Here is a 21,728-nt window from a genome sequence, read left to right as displayed (position 1 = left end):
TATATAGAATAAGATAATTTAGGGGTATATAAAAGTATGAAGGGCTTAATTTATAAAAACAAGATTGGTTAACACTAAATAGTGCTTGATAATTATTATTAAAAGGAGCAAAATAAAATAGTAAGATAAAAAGAAACTTTTATTATCTAAGTTTAAGTTTTGATGAAGAAAGGAAATGATTTAATTATGATAATAAGTATAAAGAATTTAGAAAAGAGTTATAAAGATTTTAAAGCAGTAGATATACAGGAATTAAACATAAAGGAAGGTGAAATTTTTGGGCTTTTAGGACCTAATGGCGCAGGAAAAACTACAACTATAAGTGTTTTAAGTGGTATATATACTAAATTTACAGGGGATGTAAAAATCTTTGATAAGGATGTAAAGAAAGACTCTCTTGAAATAAAAAAGAATATGGGGGTAGTACCACAAGATTTAGCCTTAGTAGATGATTTAACTGCCTACGAGAATGTAACATTTTTTGCAAGATTATATGGACTTAAAGGTGAAAAATTAAAGGCTTCAGTGAAAGAAACATTAGAATTTGTAGGGTTGTGGGATAGAAAGTCGGATTTTCCTACAAAGTTTTCTGGTGGGATGAAGAGAAGATTAAATATAGCTTGTGCAATTGTTCATAAGCCTAGACTAATAATAATGGATGAACCTACGGTTGGTATTGATCCTCAATCAAGAAACAATATACTAGAAACAGTAAAAAAACTAAATGAGCAAGGATCCACTATAATATACACATCTCATTATATGGAAGAGGTAGAAGCTATATGCACAGATATTTGTATAATGGATAAAGGAAAGATTATTGCAAGAGGAAGTAAAGAAGAATTAAAGTCACTTGTTAGTAAAGAAGATGGAAGCAATATAACATTAGAAGAAGTATTTTTAGACTTAACAGGTAAAAAGCTAAGAGATTAAAGGAGGAGAGGGCTATGAATTTTCTTGTAATAGCTAAATATAGAATAATTCAATATATAAGAGACAAAAAATCATTAGTGTCTATGCTAATTATACCTATTATATTGATAGCTATATTAGGCAATGCCCTAGGAAGTAGTGATGAATTTACTGCTAAAAACATAGGACAGGTAAATGTATTATATGTTAATAATACTAGTGGAATTAATGGAGATAATTTTGAAAAGTTTATAAATTTAAATGACCTTTCAGATATTATAGCACCAACTAAAATAGAAGATGTAGGGGAAGCTAAAAAGCTTATTGGAAAGAAACAATACGAGGCTTTGATTATATATGATGAAAATATAGAAGGTAAATTTAAAGTAATTGGTAGCGATTATAATGCTTTAAAGGTATCGATAGTTAAAGGTATCATGGAATCTTATGCAGATAAGGCCAACAGTTTTGAAGCTTTAGCTAATTTAAAGGCTAAGGATTTTTCTATAAAAGAATATAACAATGTAGATTCTAAGGTAGTAAGTGTTTTGGGTAAAAAGCCTACAGCTATAGATTACTATGCTGTAACTATGCTTATAATGATTATAATGTTTGGAGCTATATATGCAAATTTTGCTATAGATAAGGATTATTATAGTGTGGTTGGTGGAAGGGTTAAGTCATCACCTGTAAAGCTTTGGGAAATGTTCCTTGGAGAAGGCATAGGTGTAGTATTTACTCTCTTGTGGCAAGCTTTAGTATTATTGCTTGTATCTAGGTTTATGTTTAATGTTAATTTTGGTAATAATTTAGGTGTAATATTCATAACAATTTTATCATTAGCGATTATGTCCACTATGCTTGGAATATTTGTTTGTATGGCAACTAAGAAGGGATTGTATGGATTAGCTATTTTAAATATCTTAGTGCCTATACTTACATTTTTAGGTGGAGGTTTTGTAAAGATAGATTTTGGTGATGGCATACTTGGAAGATTATCACGTATAACACCAAATTATTTAGCTCAAAATGCTATATTTAAAAGTATTTATGGTGCAGATTCAAAAGAGGTGCTATTTAGCATATTGGGGATTTGGGTATTTACATTTATCCTATTTATAGGAGCTAAGATTTCCGGAAGGAGGGACATAGTGTAATGACTATCTATTTAACAAATTTAAAAAGATTATTTAAAAATAAGATAAATTTATTGTTTATACTTGTCTTGCCTATTATATTTATGATTATAGCTTTTTCAGGTTCTAATGGAACTGAACCTTTAAAGATTACAGTTGTGGATAAAGATAAGACAGAGTTTTCAAACAAGCTTATAGAAAACATAAAAACTAAGGGCACAGTGATTTTGGAGGATGAGGAAAACATTCAAAACAGCTTAGTGGATAATAAAACGGATTATGCAATAATTATACCAAAAGGTTTTATTCTGGATATAATTAATGGTAAGGATGTTTCTTTAGAAAGTTATGAAGTAAAAGAAGGAAACGCAGCCATGTCCATAAAACTTTATTTAGATGGATATTTAAATAATATAAAAAAGATAGCTTCAGTATCTAAGGGTAGTGAGGAAGAGTTTTACAAAGGAATTAAATATTATGAAGAGGGAAGTCATAAGGTTCAATATGAAAGTGTTGATAAGGGGGAAGGAAATAAATCTAAAACCTCAGCAGCACTTGGGTTTATAGTGCTAAATATGCTGTTTTTAACTACTTCTACTACTAACATGTTAATAAAGGATAAAGAAAAGAACTTATTTACAAGATATTTTACCACCCCCTTGACTAGAGGAAGGTATATTGTAGAAAATCTTTTAAGCTTTTTAACTATATCAGTATTTCAGGTTATATTATTCTTTTCTTTTATGAAGTATTTATTTAAGTTTAATTTAGGAGATACTCCGTTTAGTATATTAGTATTATTTATAATATTTGCAGTGTTTACTGTGTCTTTAGGATTATTTATAGCAACTCATTCTAATGATCTAAGACAATCAGGAGCCATAAGTGCAGTTATTAATATACCTTTTGCTATGCTTGGAGGATGCTTTTGGCCAAGAGAGATCATGCCAAGTTTTTTAAAAAAAATATCAGAATTTATACCTACTACTTGGATTAATGTAGCTAGCAGTGAAGTTTTATATGGAGAAAGTTTAACTTATGTTATGAAGTATATATTACTTTTAATAGGTATATCTGCAGTGTTATTAGGTTTATCCATAAGAAAATTAAGAAATAATGATTAAATAAATCAAATGTACTGTAATGATATCTTCTAATAAAATATTTTGACTATGTTTTAATGTAGTGTTGAAAATTTTATCTATACTACAACTTTCTACTACCGTCATTATTAAAAATTTTTTTCAAGTGCATTTCATTAAGAATAATCATAATAACAAAACATATTGAAATTACTATTTTTTCATAACCATAACCAAGATTTAATTGACTTAAAACAAATTGTAAAGGAACAAAAATAAAACCCAATATAATAAAGATATTGGCTGAATATTTATGTGCCTCGTTCCATGTATCTTGATTTTTCATTGCTAATATAGTTCTATAACCAAATATAGAATTGATTTTTTTTGGCGGAAAAGCCTTAAATATAAAGCCAATGATTATACATGTTATTCCTAAAATAATCATCATATTTACCTCCTAATATATAAATTTTGATTAATTATAGCATACCTTAAAAGACATATCAAATTTTAACATTAATTTTAAATATAGCCTAAAATCAAAAGGCTAAGATTTATTTAAATAGGTCTTTAATTATAAAGATAAATAAAAAAAGGTAGCTTAATCTATTTTTATTAAGCTACCTTTTTTTATTATATTAATATTAAACGGATGTCCAACCACCATCTACAAATAATATTTGAGCAGTGGTATAGCTAGAAGCATCGGAGGCAAAGTATATTGCAGCTCCATTTAATTCTCCAGTCATACCAGGTCTTCCAGCTGGACACAACATATTGTAGGATTTTAAATAGTCACTTTGGAATAAAGATTTTTCAGTCATTTCTGATTCAAAAAGGCTAGGTGCAATTGCATTTACAGTTATACCATATTGAGCAAGTGAAGTTCCCATACCCTTTGTTAAAGCTATTACAGCACCCTTTGAGGCATTATATGCATGAAGAGGAATAGCCTTACTTCCTATAAGTCCACAAACTGAGGCCGTATTAATAATTTTTCCGTATTTTTGTTCTTTCATATGTGGAACTACATGTTTTGACATTAAAAATACGCCTTTTAAATTTGTATCTATGATTCTGTCCCATTCAGTTTCTTCTAGTGTGTCTACTGAACCTACTGAGGTGACCCCTGCATTATTCATTAGGATATCAATTTTGCCAAACTTATCTATAATAGATTTTATAGCTAATTTAACATCTTCTTCTTTTGTTACATCACATTTCACAGCTAGGACTTTTCTTCCTATGCTTTCAATTTCTTTACATAATGGTTCAAGCTTATCATATCTTCTTGCAAGTATTGCTATATCAGCGCCTTGCTCAGCTAGGGCTTTTGCAAATTGAACACCAATTCCGCTTGAAGCTCCAGTTATAACGGCAACTTTACCAGTTAAGTCAAATAAGTTAGTCATAATAAACATCTCCCTTTAAATTTAATAAAACTACTCTATACCTTTGCTTTTTAAATACTTAGAGAATATCATAAGCAATTTTTAAAGGTTAGATGTTACTTTCGCATAAACGTTATTAAGAAACATCGTATATTAAGTAGTTGGTGTTTTAATTATAAATCTAACTTAAGAAAATTACAATATAAAGTTTAAATTATCAGTAAAATTAATTATACATAATAAGGAAGCACCTCTGAGGTGCTTCCTTATTATGTATAAAACGTATTTATTAAAAAGATTTTTTAAATATTACTTAAAGTAGTTGATATAAATCGTTCAATAAAGTAGACTTAATTCATAGTTCATAATTTGAACAAATGTAATAAAAACAAATATTAAAAATAAGGGATGGTATTATGAAAAAGGTATATGTAGCAATGAGTGCTGATATAATTCATCATGGACATTTAAATGTAATAGAAGAGGCTAGAAAATTAGGTGAGGTTGTAGTTGGATTACATACAGATGAAGTTATATGTGAGTACTTTAGAAATCCATTTTTAAAGTATGAGGAAAGAAAGAAAGTAGTAGAGAATATTAAAGGTGTATGTAAGGTTATTCCTCAAGATACATTAGATCAAGTTCCAAATTTACTAAGGGAAAAGCCTGACTATGTAGTTCACGGTGATGACTGGAAACAGGGAATACAAAAGCCTTTAAGGGAAAGAGTAATAAATACTCTAAAAGAATGGGGAGGAGAGCTTGTTGAGGTTAAATATACGGAGGGGATTTCTATAACTAAATTAGATGAAACCATAGCCCAGCTTGGTACAACTCCACAGGTAAGAATGAAAAAGCTTAGGAATCTTTTATCTTTTAAGGGACATGTTAGAATCTTAGAGGCTCATAATGGACTAACAGGTCTTATAGCAGAAAAAGCAAAGATAGAGCAAGATAACAAAACAAAAGAGTTCGATGGAATGTGGATAAGCTCTCTTTGTGATTCTACGGCTAAAGGAAAGCCAGATATTGAACTTGTAGATTTTACATCAAGACTTAACACTATAAATGATATATTAGAAGTAACTACAAAACCTATAATATTAGATGGTGATACTGGTGGGAAGATAGAACACTTTATATATACAGTAAAGACTCTAGAGAGGCTAGGTGTATCTGCTATTATAATTGAGGATAAGGTAGGACTTAAGAAAAACTCTCTTTTTGGAACTGATGCTGAGCAAAAGCAAGATACAATTGAAAATTTCTCAAAGAAGATAACAGCGGGGAAAGAAGCAAGAGTTACTAATGACTTTATGATAATAGCTAGAATAGAAAGCTTAATATTAAATGCTGGAATGGACGATGCACTTAACAGAGCTAAAGCTTATATAGAAGCAGGTGCAAATGGAATAATGATTCATAGTAAGCATAAAGATGGTAGTGAAATATTAGAGTTTTGTGCAAAGTATAAAGAGTTTGATAAAAGAGTACCATTAGTGGTTGTACCAACATCTTATGCTCATATAACTGAAAGAGAACTAGAAGATGCTGGGGCTAATATTATAATATATGCAAATCACCTTATAAGAAGTGCATATCCAGCTATGATGAAAACTGCTAAAACTATATTAGAAAATGAAAGAGCCCTAGAAGCTGATGAATATTGTATGCCAATAAAAGAAATTTTAACTTTAATTCCTGGAGGAAAATAAAATGATAAATACTGAAGAATTTTACAAGGATTTAAAAGGTAATAAAATAGATTTTTTTGTAGGAGTTCCAGATTCTTTATTAAAAGATTTCTGTGCATATATTAAAGAAAATGTGGATAGTAAGCATAACATAGTTGCAGCAAATGAAGGTAATGCATTAGCTATAGCCTCAGGATACTACTTAGCTACAGGGAATCCTGCATTAGTTTATATGCAAAATTCAGGACAGGGAAATATAATAAATCCCCTAGCATCTTTAAATGATCCTTTAGTATATAGTATACCTGCTTTACTTGTAATAGGTTGGAGAGGCGAGCCTAACAAAAAGGATGAGCCTCAACATAAAAAGCAAGGTCTTGTAACTTTAAAGCTTTTAGAGGCGCTAGACATTGAGTACAGTATATTAACAGAAAAAGACGATGTGGGCATATGGAAAAAGAAGATATCCGAAGCTGTAGAATATATGAAAAAAGAAAAGAAACCCTATGCACTAGTGGTTACCAAAGGTACATTTTCTACTTACAAGTTAAAAGAGCAATCAAAGGTTAACTTTGAAATGAGCAGGGAAGATGCAATTAAGGAAATAGTTAATGCTTTAGGTGATGAAGATACAATAGTATCCACAACCGGCATGGCATCTAGAGAGTTATTTGAAGAGAGAGAAGCTAGAAATATGGGGCACGAAAAAGATTTTCTAACAGTAGGGTCTATGGGACATGCGTCTCAAATAGCATTAGGAATTGCACTATCAAAGCCTAAGAAAAATGTATATTGTTTAGATGGAGATGGAGCGCTTTTAATGCATTTAGGTGGACTTGCTATTATAGGAACACAAAAGGTAGAAAATTTTAAACATATTGTTATTAATAATGGAGCTCATGATTCGGTTGGAGGGCAATCAACAGTAGGCCTTGATATAGATATACCCTCTATTGCTAAATCCTGCGGATATAAAAAGACCTTTACTGTTTCAACATTTGAAGATTTAAAAGCTTATCTTAAAATCCTAGTTGAGGCTAAAGGCCCAGTATTATTAGAAGTTAAGGTAAGAAAAGGAGCTAGAAAAGATTTAGGAAGACCAACTACGTCTCCTATAGAAAACAAAGATATGTTTATGAAATTTTTAGCGAAATAATTAATAGGAGGCTAATATGTTATGGAAATAAAGAGAAATGTATTGTTAAACCCAGGTCCAGCAACTACCACTGATACTGTAAAGCTTGCCCAAGTAGTTCCTGATATATGCCCAAGAGAAGAAGAATTTGGAGAGGTTATGGAGTTTGTTTCAAAGGAGTTAACTAAATTTGTAGGTAGCCTTGAAGAATATACTACGATTTTATTTGGGGGCTCAGGTACAGCCTCTGTAGAAGCTATGATAAGTTCTGTAGTAGGAGATGGAACTTTAATTATTATAAATAATGGTGCTTACGGAAAGCGTATGTGTGAAATAGCAGAAGCCTATGATATAAGTTTTATAGAATTTAAAAGTTCCAATGTAGAGGCTATTGACATATTAATGCTTGAAAAGGTTATTAAAGAAAAAAAAGGTGAAGTGAGTCACTTAGCTGTAGTTCATCATGAAACTACCACAGGACTACTAAATGATGTTAAAATATTAGGTGCACTTTGCAAAAAATATAATATAGAGATGATGGTAGATGCAATGAGTTCATATGCAGGAATCCCTATGGATATGAAGGATATGAATATAAGCTATATGGCATCTAGCTCAAATAAGTGCATTCAAGGCATGGCTGGAATAAGCTTTGTAATTGCAAATATAAATAGTCTATTACTCACAAAAAATAATAAACCAAGAAATGTATACTTGAATTTATATAAGCAATATGAATATTTTATAAAAAATTATCAAATGAGATTTACTCCACCAGTACAAGTTCTTTATGCCTTAAAACAAGCTATAATAGAGGCAAAAGAAGAAACCATCGAAGTAAGAAATAAAAGATATGTAAAGAGTTGCGATGTTTTATTAGAAGGATTAGATAGGTTAAATCTCACCCATTTGGTAAAGCCACAGGATCATTCAAAACTTATAACCACAATACTAGAACCAACAAATCCTAAATATAAATTTGATGATATGCATAATTTCTTATACGAAAGAGGATTTACTATATATCCAGGAAAGGTATCCGATGCAAATACCTTTAGAATAGCAAATATCGGTGAAATAGATTATAAAGACATGGAAAGGTTCATAATAGAATTAGAAAATTATGTAAGCGCCTCTGAGGTGCACCCATAAAAAGGGGGCACCTCAGAGGTGCTTCCTTTTTATGTAATAAAATGTTTATTTCATTAATATAATAATAGTGAATAATTATATTAATGAGGTTGATTATGTTATCAAATAGTAAATTTATAAGACAATCCTTAGAGCTGCATCTTTTCTTTACACGGATAATGAAGGAGCATTCATTTTTTTTACAAATAGGTTTTGTGCAAAGAGATTCAAATCTTATGGTTAAAGCAGACATGTTTAGAGCAGAATTTGATAGGCTTTTGGCGGATGTAATATCACTTTCTAATGGTGTTGTTAGTGCTAGCGTATTAGAGTCAGGGGAAGTTGTGACACCTTTTACACTAAAAGCAGAAATGGTTTCAGCTTATCTTACAGGGGTAAATATCCCAACTAGTTTAACAAGGGCGGAGCAAGAATTAAGGCCTTGGGATTTAAGTAACGTTATAGAGAATACTATGCTTGAAGAAAGAGTGTGTATGATTAATAATCGTGCTATGGATTTAGTTAAAGCTTTAGTAGAATTTAAGACTATGTTACTATCAAATATCTTAACTTGTAGGTTATTTACAAATAATTATCCTTTACTTATAGAGCATATTTTAAGAGAAGCAAAGTTTTATTATAATCTTATTCAAAAACTTCAAAATCGGGAAGAGGTTATACTAGAAAGAGAAGCTTATGTGGAGGAAGTTTTTTGGAATGAAATTATGGCAGAACACTCAAAGTTTATTCGTGGACTTCTTGATCCTACGGAAAATGATCTTATAAATATAGCAAATGATTTTGGAAACGAGTTTACTGAACTAGAAGCACAGTCAAAAGAAGCCATGGATAAAACAATTCCAATCTCAAAAGTGACAAATGATAGCCTTAAAGCAACTATAGAAATAAGCAAATTTAAGGCTGAGGCTACAAAAGGATTAATAGAGTGTAAAATTAAATCTATTATAATGCCCCTGCTTGGTGATCACACTTTAAGAGAAGCCAATCACTATTTACGTTTATTAAAGATATTTGAAAAAGGTAGTATGTATTAACAAAAGATATCTTGAAGTATCATTTTTAAAAGATATCTAATATAACAATATACAAGCAAAAAAGATTTTCTGCAATCAAGAATACAGAAAATCTTTTTAGTTATATGAAGATTAATAATTACAGTATAAATGTTAAAATACTAATCTTTAAATTATAAGTCTAGCTTTTTATCTATAAGATAAGAATTAAAAGTAAATAACCCCACAATTACCACAAGATAAAAGATTGCAGTAACTATATTTATATATGAATAAAAACCGCCAAGGTTAGTTGAACCATTCATAGAAGATGACACAATACTAACAATTCTTCCACCAGGAAGCTCTATTGACTGTGGAAATAATTTCACCAATTGTAAATTTAAAAATCCTATGGCTGTATTGAGCAATATAAATATTACAAAGCTTATACCGCCAATCCTTTTATTCCTAAAAGCTACCTTGCTTAAAGTTATAGAAATAAATATAGTGAGGATAGTAGTTAAAAGACCTACAACAATATAAAGAAATGGAATAAGTAGTGGTAAGGTTATAGATATTTGCCCAAATGTGGTATTAAGACCTTTGATATATATAATACTTACAAAGGCTATAGAAGCTATACTTGCTACTATTAACCATATAAAGCTTAATAAAAGTTTGCCACATAGTATAGATTTCCCGTTTAATGGCAATGTGAATGTTAAATATCCTCTCTCATCTGAAAAGTCCTGTTTATATAAGTGTATTATATATATAAAAGCTACTAAAAGAGCTGCAAAGCAAGTTAAAAAAGTTAATGTTGAGATAATTTGAATATCCCACTTTCCTATCCTACTATATAAGATAGGACACCATAAAGCCATAATCACAAGTAAACCTACAGGAAGTTTATAGCTTCCTTTTAATTCATATTTCAAATATTTAAACATATTAAAACACCCCAATCAAATTTTATAATATACATTTTTATTGTTCACCAAAAACATCACGATAAAGTTCATCAATAGACCTTCCTTTTTCTTCTCTTAGCTCTTCTGCATTTCCCGAAAGGATTATCTTGCCTTCGGATATGAAAGATACATGGTCAAATATTCTTTCTATATCACGTACTAGATGTGTGGTTATAATCATAGAGCTATCTTTATTATAATTATTAATTATAGCATCCAAAATCTTTTCCCTTGCAACAGGATCAACACCTGCTATAGGTTCATCTAGCACATAAAGCTTTGCTTTTCTTGATAATACAAGGGTAAGATTAAGTTTTTCGCTCATACCCTTTGATAGTGAAGTTACCTTAGAGTTTTTATCAAGTTTCATAAAGCTTAATAGCTCATAAGCCTTAATCTCATCAAAATCACTGTAAAAATCCTTGAAAAAAAGAATTGAATCATTTACAGTCATCCATTTATATAAATAATTTTTGTCGGGAAGATAGGAAACTACAGATTTTGTGTAGGCTCCAGGAATATTACCATCTATTATGATGTCTCCACTAGATTGTGATAAGATTCCTGATAAGATCTTAATAAAAGTTGTTTTACCACTACCATTTGGGCCAAGTAATCCTAATACTTGCCCTTCGGGTATACTTAGATTAAAATCATCCAATGCTTTTTTCTTAAAATATGATTTGCTTAAACTTTTAGCTTCAACTATATTTTTCATATTATTTGTCCCCCTTATTAACTTCTTCTGAAACAACTCGTATAATGTCTTCATTTTCAAAACCAAGATCTTTAATTTCTTGTACAAATTTATCTATAACTTCTTTTGCCATATCCTTTTTAAGCTTAAATATTATATTTTTATCTTCAGTAACAAAGCTACCCATACCTCGTTTAGTATAGGTTAAGTCTTCTCTTTCAAGCTCTTGGTAAGCCCTTTGAACAGTATTTGGATTGATTTTTAATTCTGAGGATAGGTCTCTTATTGATGGCAATTTATCACCTCCACAAATTTGCAATAAAACTATTTTCCTTTTGATATAATTTATAATTTGAATATATATAGGTAGTTTATCATTAAATACAAAATCCAAAATATCACCTTCTTTCTTTGATGTTTAATAAATTATCACCAGGTTTTTATGTGTATAAATCTTAATAAAATTATAAATTATATTTATAATTCAGATTCAATATCAATGAATTAGTGTACTAAGTACATAGTGCACTAGTAACGCGTAAGTGTCAATATAATACTGGAAAATATATATGCAAGAGTGATATTGAAAAAATAAGAGAAATATCATAAAGTTATAACGTACTTTTGGAAAAAGACAATTATAGTAGAGTCTTTAATAAAGAGTCTACTATAATTATTTAATCAAGTATATAATTTGCTACTTAATTATATACTATTTTAACTTTAACTATATGAGCTATATTATCGCTTTCATTAATTAAAGACATAGAACCAAAGCCCTTTTTTAAGTTAATAAGGAAAAAGTCATTTTTATTTAGTGTAAAGGATTTATTGTCTAAGCACACTTTTATATTACCTTCATAACAATAGAATCCATAGGATAAGTTTTTATGATTCCTTTTATTTTTAATGTTTAGTGAGAACTCGCTCATAGTATGTTCATTTAATCTTATATAAGAAATATTTCCGTTTGCTTTTTCTGATACCATTAAGTTGAAATCTGTTACTTTACCATAGCTTCTAGTTTCCCACTGACCACTAAAACTATGCTTTTCAAATTTACCTAAATTTATCGAGGTTTCATCATTATGAATTAATTTTATATTTCCATCTAAAATCATTATTTCTCTCCATATATTTTTTAAATATGTGAAATTAGACTCTTCACTTTCAACGTTTGCAGAGCTTATCCTCCAAATAAAATTTCTATCCTCATAATTAGAGTCTTTCGGGAAAATACAAATTTCAGTTGTAGTCCCACCAGACCACCTTTTAGTAATTTGGTTTTCTTTAGTGATAACATTTATATCATATTTCATAAAAACACTCCTTTTGAAATTATAATTATATAAGAAATTAATGATAAGATTGAGTTGGTAATATATTAAATAAGTTAACGTAATTAATATTTATCTATTATTTTTAATGTGAGTATCCTATAATTTCATTATAACAGTATTTTGAATGATTACTTTTAGTTTTGTATTATTATAAAACAATAATTAGCGCACATCAAAAATTGATATAATTTTGGAGGGAAAAAATATGAAGTCCATAGGTATAATAACTGATAGGGATAGCTACCTTACTAAGTTCTTAGAAAACAATCTAAGGCAAGTGCTAGGGGATAAGATTGTGATTAATAGTTACTTTCTAGATCATCTAGAAGAGAAGGATATTATAGAGGATAAGGTTGTTCTCGTAATGATAAGAGAAAGAGCTTATGAAATAAAAAAATACGTTAGTGCAAAGAGCAAAATAATAGTAGTAAACAGGACATTTAGAGAAGATGAAATATACAAGGTATTTTCCATTCCAGAAGGGACAGAGGTTTTAGTGGTTAATGATAATGATCAAACTACCTACGAAACTGTATCTTTATTTTATGAAGTAGGTGTAACTCATTTAAATCTAATAGCTTACAAAGAAAATGTAGACTATTCTAATGTGAATATAGCTCTTACCCCCGGGGTATCAGAAAGGATACCAAGTCATATAAAAAAGATTATAGACCTTGGAAATAGATACATAGATATATCTACATTTATGCAAGTAATAAGTGCTCTTGAAATAGATACAATAGATATAGGCAAGAAGCTTATTAAATATTCTGAGAAAATTGTAAGTCTTGATGGTGGTATTAGAGACAAATATAAGGAATTATTTTTAAAAATGGATGAGCTTGATACCATAGTAAATATATCTAGGGATGGTGTAATATTTACTAATGAGAAGGGAATAATAAAAGTATTTAATGAAAGCTTTAGAAATATTTTAGATTTAGAAGGCAACATACAAGGAGTGTCGGTAGAAGAAATCTTTAAAAAAGGACTTGAAAGAATTTTAAAAAAAGAAGAAATCTTAGACGAAGTTTTTCAGTTTAAAGATAAATATATAAATGTTAAAAAGACAAGTATATATAATTTAGGAGTTAAAGCAGGTAGTTACTATAATATTCAAGAAATAACTTACATAAAGCAATTAGAACAAAACCTTACAAAACAAATAAAGGCTAGGGGGCAAATTGCAAGATATTATTTTAATAATATAAAAACAAATTCACCGTCTATGATTCAATGTATTAATTTTGCTAAAAAGATATCAAAATCAGATCTTACAGTATTTATTAGAGGTGAAAGTGGAACAGGTAAAGAACTTTTAGCTCAGTCAATACATAATGAATCTGAAAGAAAAAAGCAGGCCTTTGTAGCTGTAAATTGTGCAGCTATGCCAGAAAATTTGCTTGAAAGCGAACTTTTTGGTTACGAAAAGGGCGCATTTACAGGAGCTTTAAAAGAAGGGAAAAAGGGGCTGTTTGAAGCAGCTAATAATGGAACAATATTTTTAGATGAAATAGGAGATATGCCAGTTTTGCTTCAAACAAAGCTATTACGAGTTCTTCAGGAAAGACAGATAATGCCAATAGGATCAGAAAATATTATAAATATAAATGTAAGGATTATTGCAGCTACGAATAAAGATATTCTTAAAATGATTAAAGAAGATAAATTTAGGAAAGATCTTTATTATAGACTTAATGTTCTTCCGATAATGGTACCATCACTTAGAGAGAGGACGGGAGATATAATTGATCTTTTAAATTATTTTATTGGAAGAAAAATATGCATAGAAGATGAGGTAAAAGATATTTTAATTGGTTATGGATGGCCTGGAAATATAAGAGAACTTCAAAATGTTGCCTCTTATATTTCACTCATGTGTGATGATAAGGTAGAAGTAAAGAATTTACCATCAACACTAGATTATAAAGAGAAGAATTGTAATTATGAAAAAGAAATTTTGAAAAGCAGCTGTGATTTTGAAACAGCTATAGAGTTTCTTAATTTAATAAATAGTTTTAATAAATTAGAAAAAAATATTGGAAGAGTAGCTATAATTAATATATTGAAGGAGAGAGGATTAGAAATTTCTGAGGGAGAAGCTAAGAAGATTTTAGAAACATTAAAAGACTTAGAGCTAATAAACTCATATGTAGGGAGGAAGGGAAGTAAAATAACTAAAAAGGGTTATAACTTTTTAATTAAAAACAAGTAAAGATATAAGTGATATATATAATAAACAGGTAGATTAAAAGGAGTATAGTCCTGTTAATCTACCTGTTTATCGTGGATAATGTTAAAAAATTAATAATAAAAAATAAATAAGATATATATAAGAGTTGAAAATGTTTTCAAATGGGCGTGTTAGAAGATTCAACTAAAATAATATAAAGATTTCTAAGTCTTGGCATAGATATTGCTAATTAATATTAATATACATGTAATTATGATAGGAGGTATATATGAAAAGAAAAGCGAGAATAGGAATATCAGGAAGTATTATTGTAGATGAAGGAGGGATGTTTCCAGGATATGAAAGAGCTTATGTAAACGATGATTATATTAAATCTGTTATAAAAGCAGGTGGAATTCCAGTGATTATTCCACTTATAAAAGATGAAAACGATATAAAAGAACAGTTGGAAATGGTAGATGGAATTATAATATCTGGAGGTCATGATGTAAACCCTTTATTATACGGAGAAGAGCCTTCACAAAAGCTTGGTGGAATATTACCAAAGAGGGATGACTTTGATATAAATTTAATAAATTTAGCCATGGAAGCAAAAAAGCCCATACTTGGAATTTGCAGAGGGCATCAATTGCTGAATGTGGTTAATGGAGGAAGTTTATATCAAGATTTATCATTTATAGAAGGTTGTTATATAAAACACAATCAAGCATCACTATCAAATATTCCAACTCATACTATTAAAATAAAAGAAGGAACAAAGTTAAGAGAAATTTTAGAGGAAGAAACAATGTGTAATAGCTTTCATCATTTAGCTATTAAAGAAGTTGCCAAGGGATTTATTGCGTCTGCTATATCAAATGATGGGATTGTAGAGGCTATAGAATATGAAGGTGAAGAATTTGTGATGGGAGTACAGTGGCATCCGGAAATGATGTCTGCAGAAAATAAAAATATGCTTTCTATATTTACAAAACTTGTAGAAGTATGCTTAAATAAAATTTAATTAGATAGGGGAGATTTTTTATGTTGGATAATAAAAAACTAGGGTTTTGGAGCATTGTGCTTTTAGGTATAAATGCAATTATAGGTTCAGGTATATTTTTACTGCCAAATCAAGCTATGCTTTTAATCGGTCCTTTTAGTATGTTTGTAATAGTTTTTGATATGCTGCTTGTTATAAGTATTGCTATGTGCTTTGCCGAGGCAGGTGGTATGTTCAAAGAAAATGGAGGACCTTATATTTATGCAAGGGAGGCCTTTGGAGATTTTGTAGGTTTTGAAGTAGGATTTATGAAATGGGCTATAAGTATTATAGCTTGGGCTACTATGGCTGTAGCTTTTTCAACAGCTTTAGCAAAGGTATGGCCAGCGGCAGCAGATAAAACTGTAAGTAATATAATAGTTGTATGTATATTAGTAGGGCTTGGATTAGTAAATATACTGGGAGTTAATATATCTAAGGCATTAAATAATATAATTACAATTGGTAAATTAGTTCCGCTTGTAATGTTCGTTGCTATAGGAATATTTTATATAAAGGGAAGTAACTTTACTCCTATGTTTCCAAGTGGAACCTATGTTGGAGGATCTTTTGGGGCAGCAGCACTTTTAATATTTTATGCATTTACAGGATTTGAATCCATAGCAGTGGCGGCTGAGGATATGGATAACCCAGAAAAAAATGTACCAAAGGCAATAATAACAGTTATGATAATAGTTTCCATGTTTTATTTATTAATACAAGGAGTTTCTATAGGAATATTGGGTGAAGGACTTGCAACTAGTAAAACACCAGTGGCTGATGCGGCTACTGTATTTCTCGGATCTTTTGGAGGAGCGATAGTAAGTGCAGGTACTCTAATATCTATAGGTGGAATAAATATAGCAGCATCTTTTATAACACCAAGAAGTGGGGTAGCTTTAGCAAAAGATGGATTAATACCAAAGGTTATAGCAAAAAAGGGTACTAGAGGTACACCATATATAGCTATAATTATAACTGTAGCTTTAGCTATACCAATAGCTTTATCAGGAAGCTTTACAAAACTTGCAGCTATAAGTGTTGTATCAAGATTTGCACAGTATGTACCTACATGTTTATCTATAATAGTATTAAGGAAAAAGAGACCAGATCTTAAAAGTTCATTTAGAGTTCCTTTTGGTCCTGTAATACCTATAATAGCAGTAGCTGTAAGCATATGGCTTCTTGCACAATCTTCCCTAGAAAAGATTTTGTGGGGACTTGGCGGACTTATAGTTGGAGTACCAATATACTTTATTATGAAAAGTTATAACAATAAACAAAGTAATACTGTAAATTAAACAAAAGAATTAAAGGGGGGCATAAGGTGGAGAAGGATATGTATATTGAACTTTTAAAAAGAGAAGTTGTACCAGCGCTAGGTTGCACAGAACCTATAGCTATAGCATATGCCACTTCTAAGTGTAAAGAGTTGTTAAAAGATGAAGTAGAAAGTATTAATTTGTTTTTAAGTGCAAATATAATAAAAAACGCCTTAGGGGTTGGAATACCTGGAACGGGCATGATAGGTATAGATATTGCAGCAGCTCTAGGATTTATAGGTGGAGATTCTAAACTAAAACTTCAAGTACTGAGTAATGTTACAAAAGAGCATATAGACAAATCTAAATCAATGGTAAGTCAGGGGAAGGTAAAAATTGAATTAAAGGAAAATTGTGATAAGCTTTATATAGAGACCCATTGTAAAACTAAAGATCATATTGCAAAGGTAATTATAAGTGGAAATCACAATAATATAGTAAGGATAGAGTTAGATGAAAATATAATTTTAGACAATGTTAATAATGAATTTAAAAATGAAGAATGTAATATAGGAAGAAAAATTACTATAGAAAGTATCTACGACTTTGCAACAACTGTAGAGTTTAAGAACATTGAATTTTTATTAGAAGGGGCTAAAATGAATAAGCTTGTTTCTGATGAAGGACTACAGGGTGATTATGGCCTTAATGTAGGGAAAAAGATGTTTAATTCTACTAACATAGTCTTAGGAGGGGATAGTCTTCAAAATAGAATGGTTGCAAGTACGGCAGCTGCATCAGATGCTAGAATGTCAGGATGCACAATGCCTATAATGACTACATCTGGTAGTGGAAATCAAGGAATAACATCTACAATGCCATCGGTTATTTTAAGTGCTGAACTTAGGAAAAGTGATGAAGAGTTAGCCAGGGCACTAGCTATTAGTAATCTTGTAACTATACATGTTAAGTCTTATATAGGAAGATTATCAGCTTTATGTGGAGCAGGTATAGCGGCTTCAATAGGATCTTCAGCTGCTATTACATATCTTCTAGATGGTAAACTAAAAAATATAAATTATGCTATAAAAAACATGATAGGAAACATTTCGGGGATGATTTGCGATGGTGCAAAAACAACTTGTGCTCTGAAAATTGCTACTGGAGTTAATGCAGCAATACAATGTGCAACTCTTGCCTTAAACGATATAGAACCCATGGGAAGTGAAGGTATAGTAGGAATAGATGTAGAAAAGAGTATAGAAAACCTTGGAACACTGGGTGTAAAAGGAATGGAAAATACCGATAAAACAATATTAAATATGATGTTGAACAAATAGGATAAATATAGATAGTAAAAAGATAAAAAAATAGCTATTATACACCTGAGGTATAATAGCTATTTTTCTATTTGTTTCAATGAGCTAATTTCAAATTTAATTTTTTGTTTTATAATTACATCCTAAAAAGAATCCATTCAGAAGTTTTCATATTAACTTTTAAATCACATAATGCTACCTTTTCATCCACTATTATTTCACAAGTAAAGGTATATCCATAAACATTAGGTGCGAGCTTTTCTTTATCTCTTCTTATTATTCTCTTTATATTAAATTCGTTTTCCTTTCCAGCCTCATTAGTAAAAATAAACTTATGTGGATTAATTATTCCAGCATTATCAAATTCATATACAACAGATATAGGTTTATTAATTAATTTCATCATTGTCACGCTCCTTTTAATATGGTTTATCCGATGGCTACCATCCGTAACACCCCTATACTCTTCAAAGATAGTGTTTTTATTGATTTTATAATCATATTTTACCCTCCTTAAAAATAAAAAAGATAAGAACTATAGTTACATAATAGCATGAAACCAAAAGAAATTACAAAATATTATTTAGGTTATGAAATTGCAATTCATAATAATTTTAGAGAGGATAAGGCAAATGAAGATATCATTATATCAAAATGCAGTCATTGTGGTAAGCCATTTGATAGATATATAAACGTGCTAATGATGCTTGTCATGATCAGCATATATGTTGTGAGGAATGTGAAAATACTCATGAGGGGTTTTGTTCTAGTAAATGCACAGAATATGTGGTTTTGAATCCAGATAAAAATAGCCATTTAAGGAAATTAAAAAAGATAAACTTATAATTATATTAAATGGGATGAATTTAAAGTTATCTAATGCTTTAATTAAAAAATAAGACTTTTAATTTACATTATTGAAAGAAATAATCACGAAAAGGATATGTTTAACAAAATATTGACTTTAATTAAACTAATATGGTAAAATATAAGTGTGGACAAGGTATAGATTACAGTCTTTATGACAGATATCATAAATATAAAAATGTACTATATTTAAAAGAGAAGGGGGGATTACTATGTTAAAGATGAATTCACATTTAGCTAATACTTGCAATAATACTGAAAAGGTGACTGTTGCACCAGGAGCATGTTGTACATGTTGTTGTTGTTGTTGTGTAGCAATAAATGCAGCAACAAGTGGAACAGCTACAGGCGGAGCAGCAGGCTTTAAACCATAAGAAATTATATGGCTCTAAGATAGATATAAATTCAAACTAAATACAACAAAAGATAAAGGATCCATAATTTAAATTTTAGGTTATGGATCTTTTTTTAAAAAAGGAGTGATTTACATGAAGAGTAGGAGCAAAGAAAAGCACCTAGATAAAGAAGTGAATCCATATGAGAATGAGTACCCATATGAAAGTGACTTATTATCATTTAATACTCAATATTGTGCTATAACACCTTATGCTGATTCCACAGTGCTAAGAACACCTGATATGGTTATGAAAGGCACATTATTTTCTAAAAGTAATAGATTCACAAGTGAAGAGTATCTACTCAATTTTAGGACAAACAATAATTACATAGGATTTAGAGCAGGCTTATCTACCTTTTTCCAAGCGCCAGCTGCTATAACTGGTGCTAATAAGGCAAAAGGTGAATCACTTTATAATGTTATATTCTTATCCAAGCCTAAAAATGTAAAGGCTCCCATAGGTATGACAATTAAACAAAGAAGAAGTATTAGAAACTACTCAAAAAACATTATGTCAGAAGTAGAATTATCTTCAGTTCTATATTATGCACAAGGTGTTTCGGGAGAAGAACACATAACAGGAATACCTGCTGGACCTGATAGTATAAAATTAAAAAATGTTCCTTCAGGTGGGGGATTATATCCAATTGAATTATATGTTTTAATTAATAAGGTGAAGGGACTTGAGGATGGCATTTATTTATATTATCCTTATTCACATTCACTTAAGCCAATAAAGATAGGAATTGAAAATAATGAGGCATATAACTATGCTGAGTTTGGTGCCATTAAGGCAGATGACGTGAATTTAATTTTCTTTTATGTTTACAATATTTATATTAATACAAGAAAGTATGGAGATGCTGGTATGGCCTATGCTTTTATTGAGGCAGGTGAAACGGCTCAAAATATACAATTGATTTCTACAGCATTAGGATATGGAGCCTGTGATATAGGTGGCTTTGAAAAGCAACATATAGAAAAGGTTTTAAAAATAGATGGAGTAACTAAGCATGTTATACATACAACAGTTATAGGAAAAGAGGCTGATTTAAAAGATGAATAATATATTTACTATAAACGAAAATTTGAGGATATTTGATAACGGTTCTGATGAAATAAGATTAAGAATAGGCATATGGAATTATAATGAAGCAGTTTTAGATTTAAATGGTCAAACTGATGGATTTAAATCTTCTATAAGGGATCTTTTTGTTAAAATGCAATCAGGTAAAGGTATTGATCAGAATGATATAGAGGGGTATAGCATTTCAAGGGATGATAAAAATAGCGTAATGGGACTTTTAGAGGGATTAACTTCAGCTGGAATGGTTTGTAAGGAAGAGGACAGAAAAGTATCTAATCAAATTGTTCAATCATTATTAGGAGACTATAAGTATTATGTTAGACCTGACAATAACAAAGCATTTACTGAACCAGATAGAAAAGTGATTTTTATATCTGATAGTGACTACTGTAAGAAAACGGCAGTACATTTAAGTGGGAGTATGGAACTAAAATTAGATCTTATTTCTGATGAGTTATATAAGGATATATCAGTAGTAGATTTAACCACAAGAGTTGATGCTTTTAATACTATTTCAAATATAGAAAAGTTAAAAAAAGATTTCGAAGGATATTCTACTATATTAGTGTGTATGCATCGTGTAAAAATATCTTTATTACGAAATATTAATAGAATTGCTTTAGCATTAGAAAAAAATGTGGTGGTTTCTTTTATAGATGGCCCATTTATAACGGCTTTCTCAATTAATCCATCCAAGACAGGATGCATAGAATGCTTTGAACAAAGAGCTTTGTCAAGAATGGAAGATCACGTATCTTATCATAATTTCATAAATACAAAAATTAATGAAAGTAAAGAAGAAAACAAAGGAGTTATCCCTATTTTAAATATGTTAGCGAATATAGTTATATCTGAAGGCTACCTTATAAATAACTTAGGTGCTTCAAAGTTTGAAGGAAGAATATTAAGCATATATGTACCAAGCTTGGAAATTCAGGTAGATGATATTTTAAGGGTACCATTTTGCCCAGCTTGTGGGACGGTAGCTAAAGCTGATTTTGCAGAAATGAATATATCATCAAGAAGACTTGTTGATGATATAGTAAGTAAAATTATGAGATAAGAGGTTGTGA

Annotated in this window: 22 protein-coding genes; 15 read left to right on the top strand and 7 right to left on the bottom strand. The window is 29.9% G+C overall.

What is annotated here, in order from left to right; genetic code table 11:
- The first annotated feature begins 162 nt into the window (after positions 1 to 162).
- From BV55_RS0114650 to BV55_RS0114640, 3 genes are read left to right on the top strand one after another with little or no spacing between them, the layout of a single operon-like run.
- Positions 163 to 933: an ABC transporter ATP-binding protein gene (locus tag BV55_RS0114650; RefSeq protein WP_423752106.1), complete on the top strand. Its 771-nt coding sequence runs from the start codon at positions 163 to 165 to the stop codon at positions 931 to 933.
- Positions 934 to 947: 14 nt separating this feature from the next.
- Complete coding sequence (locus BV55_RS0114645; RefSeq protein ID WP_029453559.1) at positions 948 to 2,069, top strand: ABC transporter permease; 1,122 nt, start codon at positions 948 to 950, stop codon at positions 2,067 to 2,069.
- Complete coding sequence (locus BV55_RS0114640) at positions 2,069 to 3,172, top strand: ABC transporter permease (protein ID WP_029453558.1); 1,104 nt, start codon at positions 2,069 to 2,071, stop codon at positions 3,170 to 3,172. Before BV55_RS0114645 ends, BV55_RS0114640 begins: the two co-directional genes overlap by 1 nt.
- Before the next feature lie 82 nt (positions 3,173 to 3,254).
- On the opposite strand, the gene BV55_RS0114635 is transcribed toward BV55_RS0114640, so the two are convergent.
- Both BV55_RS0114635 and BV55_RS0114630 read right to left on the bottom strand, forming a co-directional pair.
- Positions 3,255 to 3,581 carry an SdpI family protein gene (locus BV55_RS0114635; RefSeq protein WP_029453557.1) on the bottom strand — a complete coding sequence of 109 codons (327 nt, stop codon included), beginning with the start codon at positions 3,579 to 3,581 and terminating at the stop codon, positions 3,255 to 3,257.
- Between the two features lie 196 nt (positions 3,582 to 3,777).
- The gene (locus tag BV55_RS0114630; RefSeq protein ID WP_029453556.1) at positions 3,778 to 4,545 is read right to left on the bottom strand and encodes an SDR family NAD(P)-dependent oxidoreductase; all 768 of its coding nucleotides are present in this window, start codon (positions 4,543 to 4,545) and stop codon (positions 3,778 to 3,780) included.
- 395 nt (positions 4,546 to 4,940) lie between these two features.
- Here BV55_RS0114630 and aepX point away from each other — a divergent pair, with 395 nt between their 5' ends.
- The 4 genes from aepX to BV55_RS0114610 all read left to right on the top strand — a co-directional run bounded on the left by aepX (position 4,941) and on the right by BV55_RS0114610 (position 9,539).
- Complete coding sequence (gene aepX, locus BV55_RS0114625) at positions 4,941 to 6,239, top strand: phosphoenolpyruvate mutase (protein ID WP_029453555.1); 1,299 nt, start codon at positions 4,941 to 4,943, stop codon at positions 6,237 to 6,239.
- A gap of 1 nt (position 6,240) precedes the next feature.
- A complete protein-coding gene (gene aepY / locus BV55_RS0114620) occupies positions 6,241 to 7,374 on the top strand; it encodes a phosphonopyruvate decarboxylase (RefSeq protein WP_029453554.1) in 1,134 nt (377 codons plus the stop codon).
- Between the two features lie 21 nt (positions 7,375 to 7,395).
- Positions 7,396 to 8,505: a 2-aminoethylphosphonate aminotransferase gene (locus BV55_RS0114615; protein WP_029453553.1), complete on the top strand. Its 1,110-nt coding sequence runs from the start codon at positions 7,396 to 7,398 to the stop codon at positions 8,503 to 8,505.
- Between the two features lie 95 nt (positions 8,506 to 8,600).
- Entirely contained in the window at positions 8,601 to 9,539 is a 939-nt protein-coding gene (locus BV55_RS0114610) for a DUF2935 domain-containing protein (protein ID WP_029453552.1), read from the top strand.
- 152 nt (positions 9,540 to 9,691) lie between these two features.
- On the opposite strand, the gene BV55_RS0114605 is transcribed toward BV55_RS0114610, so the two are convergent.
- The 4 genes from BV55_RS0114605 to BV55_RS0114590 all read right to left on the bottom strand — a co-directional run bounded on the left by BV55_RS0114605 (position 9,692) and on the right by BV55_RS0114590 (position 12,487).
- Positions 9,692 to 10,450, bottom strand: a complete 759-nt coding sequence (locus BV55_RS0114605; RefSeq protein WP_029453551.1) for an ABC transporter permease — start codon at positions 10,448 to 10,450, stop codon at positions 9,692 to 9,694.
- A gap of 37 nt (positions 10,451 to 10,487) precedes the next feature.
- Positions 10,488 to 11,189, bottom strand: a complete 702-nt coding sequence (locus BV55_RS0114600; protein WP_029453550.1) for an ABC transporter ATP-binding protein — start codon at positions 11,187 to 11,189, stop codon at positions 10,488 to 10,490.
- A gap of 1 nt (position 11,190) precedes the next feature.
- Positions 11,191 to 11,562, bottom strand: a complete 372-nt coding sequence (locus BV55_RS0114595) for a GntR family transcriptional regulator (protein WP_029453549.1) — start codon at positions 11,560 to 11,562, stop codon at positions 11,191 to 11,193.
- Between the two features lie 307 nt (positions 11,563 to 11,869).
- Positions 11,870 to 12,487: a HutD family protein gene (locus BV55_RS0114590; protein ID WP_029453548.1), complete on the bottom strand. Its 618-nt coding sequence runs from the start codon at positions 12,485 to 12,487 to the stop codon at positions 11,870 to 11,872.
- A gap of 226 nt (positions 12,488 to 12,713) precedes the next feature.
- Here BV55_RS0114590 and BV55_RS0114585 point away from each other — a divergent pair, with 226 nt between their 5' ends.
- The 4 genes from BV55_RS0114585 to BV55_RS0114570 all read left to right on the top strand — a co-directional run bounded on the left by BV55_RS0114585 (position 12,714) and on the right by BV55_RS0114570 (position 18,325).
- The gene (locus tag BV55_RS0114585) at positions 12,714 to 14,723 is read left to right on the top strand and encodes a sigma-54 interaction domain-containing protein (RefSeq protein ID WP_029453547.1); all 2,010 of its coding nucleotides are present in this window, start codon (positions 12,714 to 12,716) and stop codon (positions 14,721 to 14,723) included.
- A 247-nt stretch (positions 14,724 to 14,970) separates the two neighbouring features.
- Positions 14,971 to 15,705: a gamma-glutamyl-gamma-aminobutyrate hydrolase family protein gene (locus BV55_RS0114580; RefSeq protein ID WP_029453546.1), complete on the top strand. Its 735-nt coding sequence runs from the start codon at positions 14,971 to 14,973 to the stop codon at positions 15,703 to 15,705.
- A gap of 20 nt (positions 15,706 to 15,725) precedes the next feature.
- On the top strand, positions 15,726 to 17,024 hold the full coding sequence (locus BV55_RS0114575; protein WP_029453545.1) for an APC family permease: 1,299 nt from the start codon (positions 15,726 to 15,728) through the stop codon (positions 17,022 to 17,024).
- 26 nt (positions 17,025 to 17,050) lie between these two features.
- Positions 17,051 to 18,325, top strand: coding sequence for an L-cysteine desulfidase family protein (locus BV55_RS0114570; RefSeq protein WP_242850882.1), 1,275 nt, complete (start codon positions 17,051 to 17,053; stop codon positions 18,323 to 18,325).
- 115 nt (positions 18,326 to 18,440) lie between these two features.
- Here BV55_RS0114570 and BV55_RS0114565 read toward each other — a convergent pair whose 3' ends face one another.
- The gene (locus BV55_RS0114565) at positions 18,441 to 18,710 is read right to left on the bottom strand and encodes a hypothetical protein (RefSeq protein ID WP_051652519.1); all 270 of its coding nucleotides are present in this window, start codon (positions 18,708 to 18,710) and stop codon (positions 18,441 to 18,443) included.
- 147 nt (positions 18,711 to 18,857) lie between these two features.
- On the opposite strand from BV55_RS0114565, the gene BV55_RS15750 reads away from it, so the two are divergent.
- From BV55_RS15750 to BV55_RS0114545, 4 genes are all read left to right on the top strand, one after another.
- Positions 18,858 to 19,100 (top strand): hypothetical protein, encoded by a 243-nt coding sequence (locus BV55_RS15750; protein ID WP_029453542.1) that lies wholly within the window; start codon positions 18,858 to 18,860, stop codon positions 19,098 to 19,100.
- Between the two features lie 283 nt (positions 19,101 to 19,383).
- Entirely contained in the window at positions 19,384 to 19,545 is a 162-nt protein-coding gene (locus tag BV55_RS15465; protein WP_084170578.1) for a streptolysin S family TOMM toxin, read from the top strand.
- 114 nt (positions 19,546 to 19,659) lie between these two features.
- Positions 19,660 to 20,634: a SagB/ThcOx family dehydrogenase gene (locus BV55_RS0114550; protein ID WP_035794457.1), complete on the top strand. Its 975-nt coding sequence runs from the start codon at positions 19,660 to 19,662 to the stop codon at positions 20,632 to 20,634.
- On the top strand, positions 20,627 to 21,718 hold the full coding sequence (locus BV55_RS0114545) for a streptolysin associated protein SagC (RefSeq protein ID WP_029453540.1): 1,092 nt from the start codon (positions 20,627 to 20,629) through the stop codon (positions 21,716 to 21,718). Before BV55_RS0114550 ends, BV55_RS0114545 begins: the two co-directional genes overlap by 8 nt.
- The last annotated feature ends 10 nt before the right edge of the window (positions 21,719 to 21,728 follow it).

Origin of the sequence: Clostridium algidicarnis, assembly GCF_000703125.1 — a bacterium.
GTDB lineage: Bacteria > Bacillota > Clostridia > Clostridiales > Clostridiaceae > Clostridium_L > Clostridium_L algidicarnis.
Note: the sequence above shows the minus strand (reverse complement) of the source record. Positions and strands in the feature narration are given on the sequence as shown.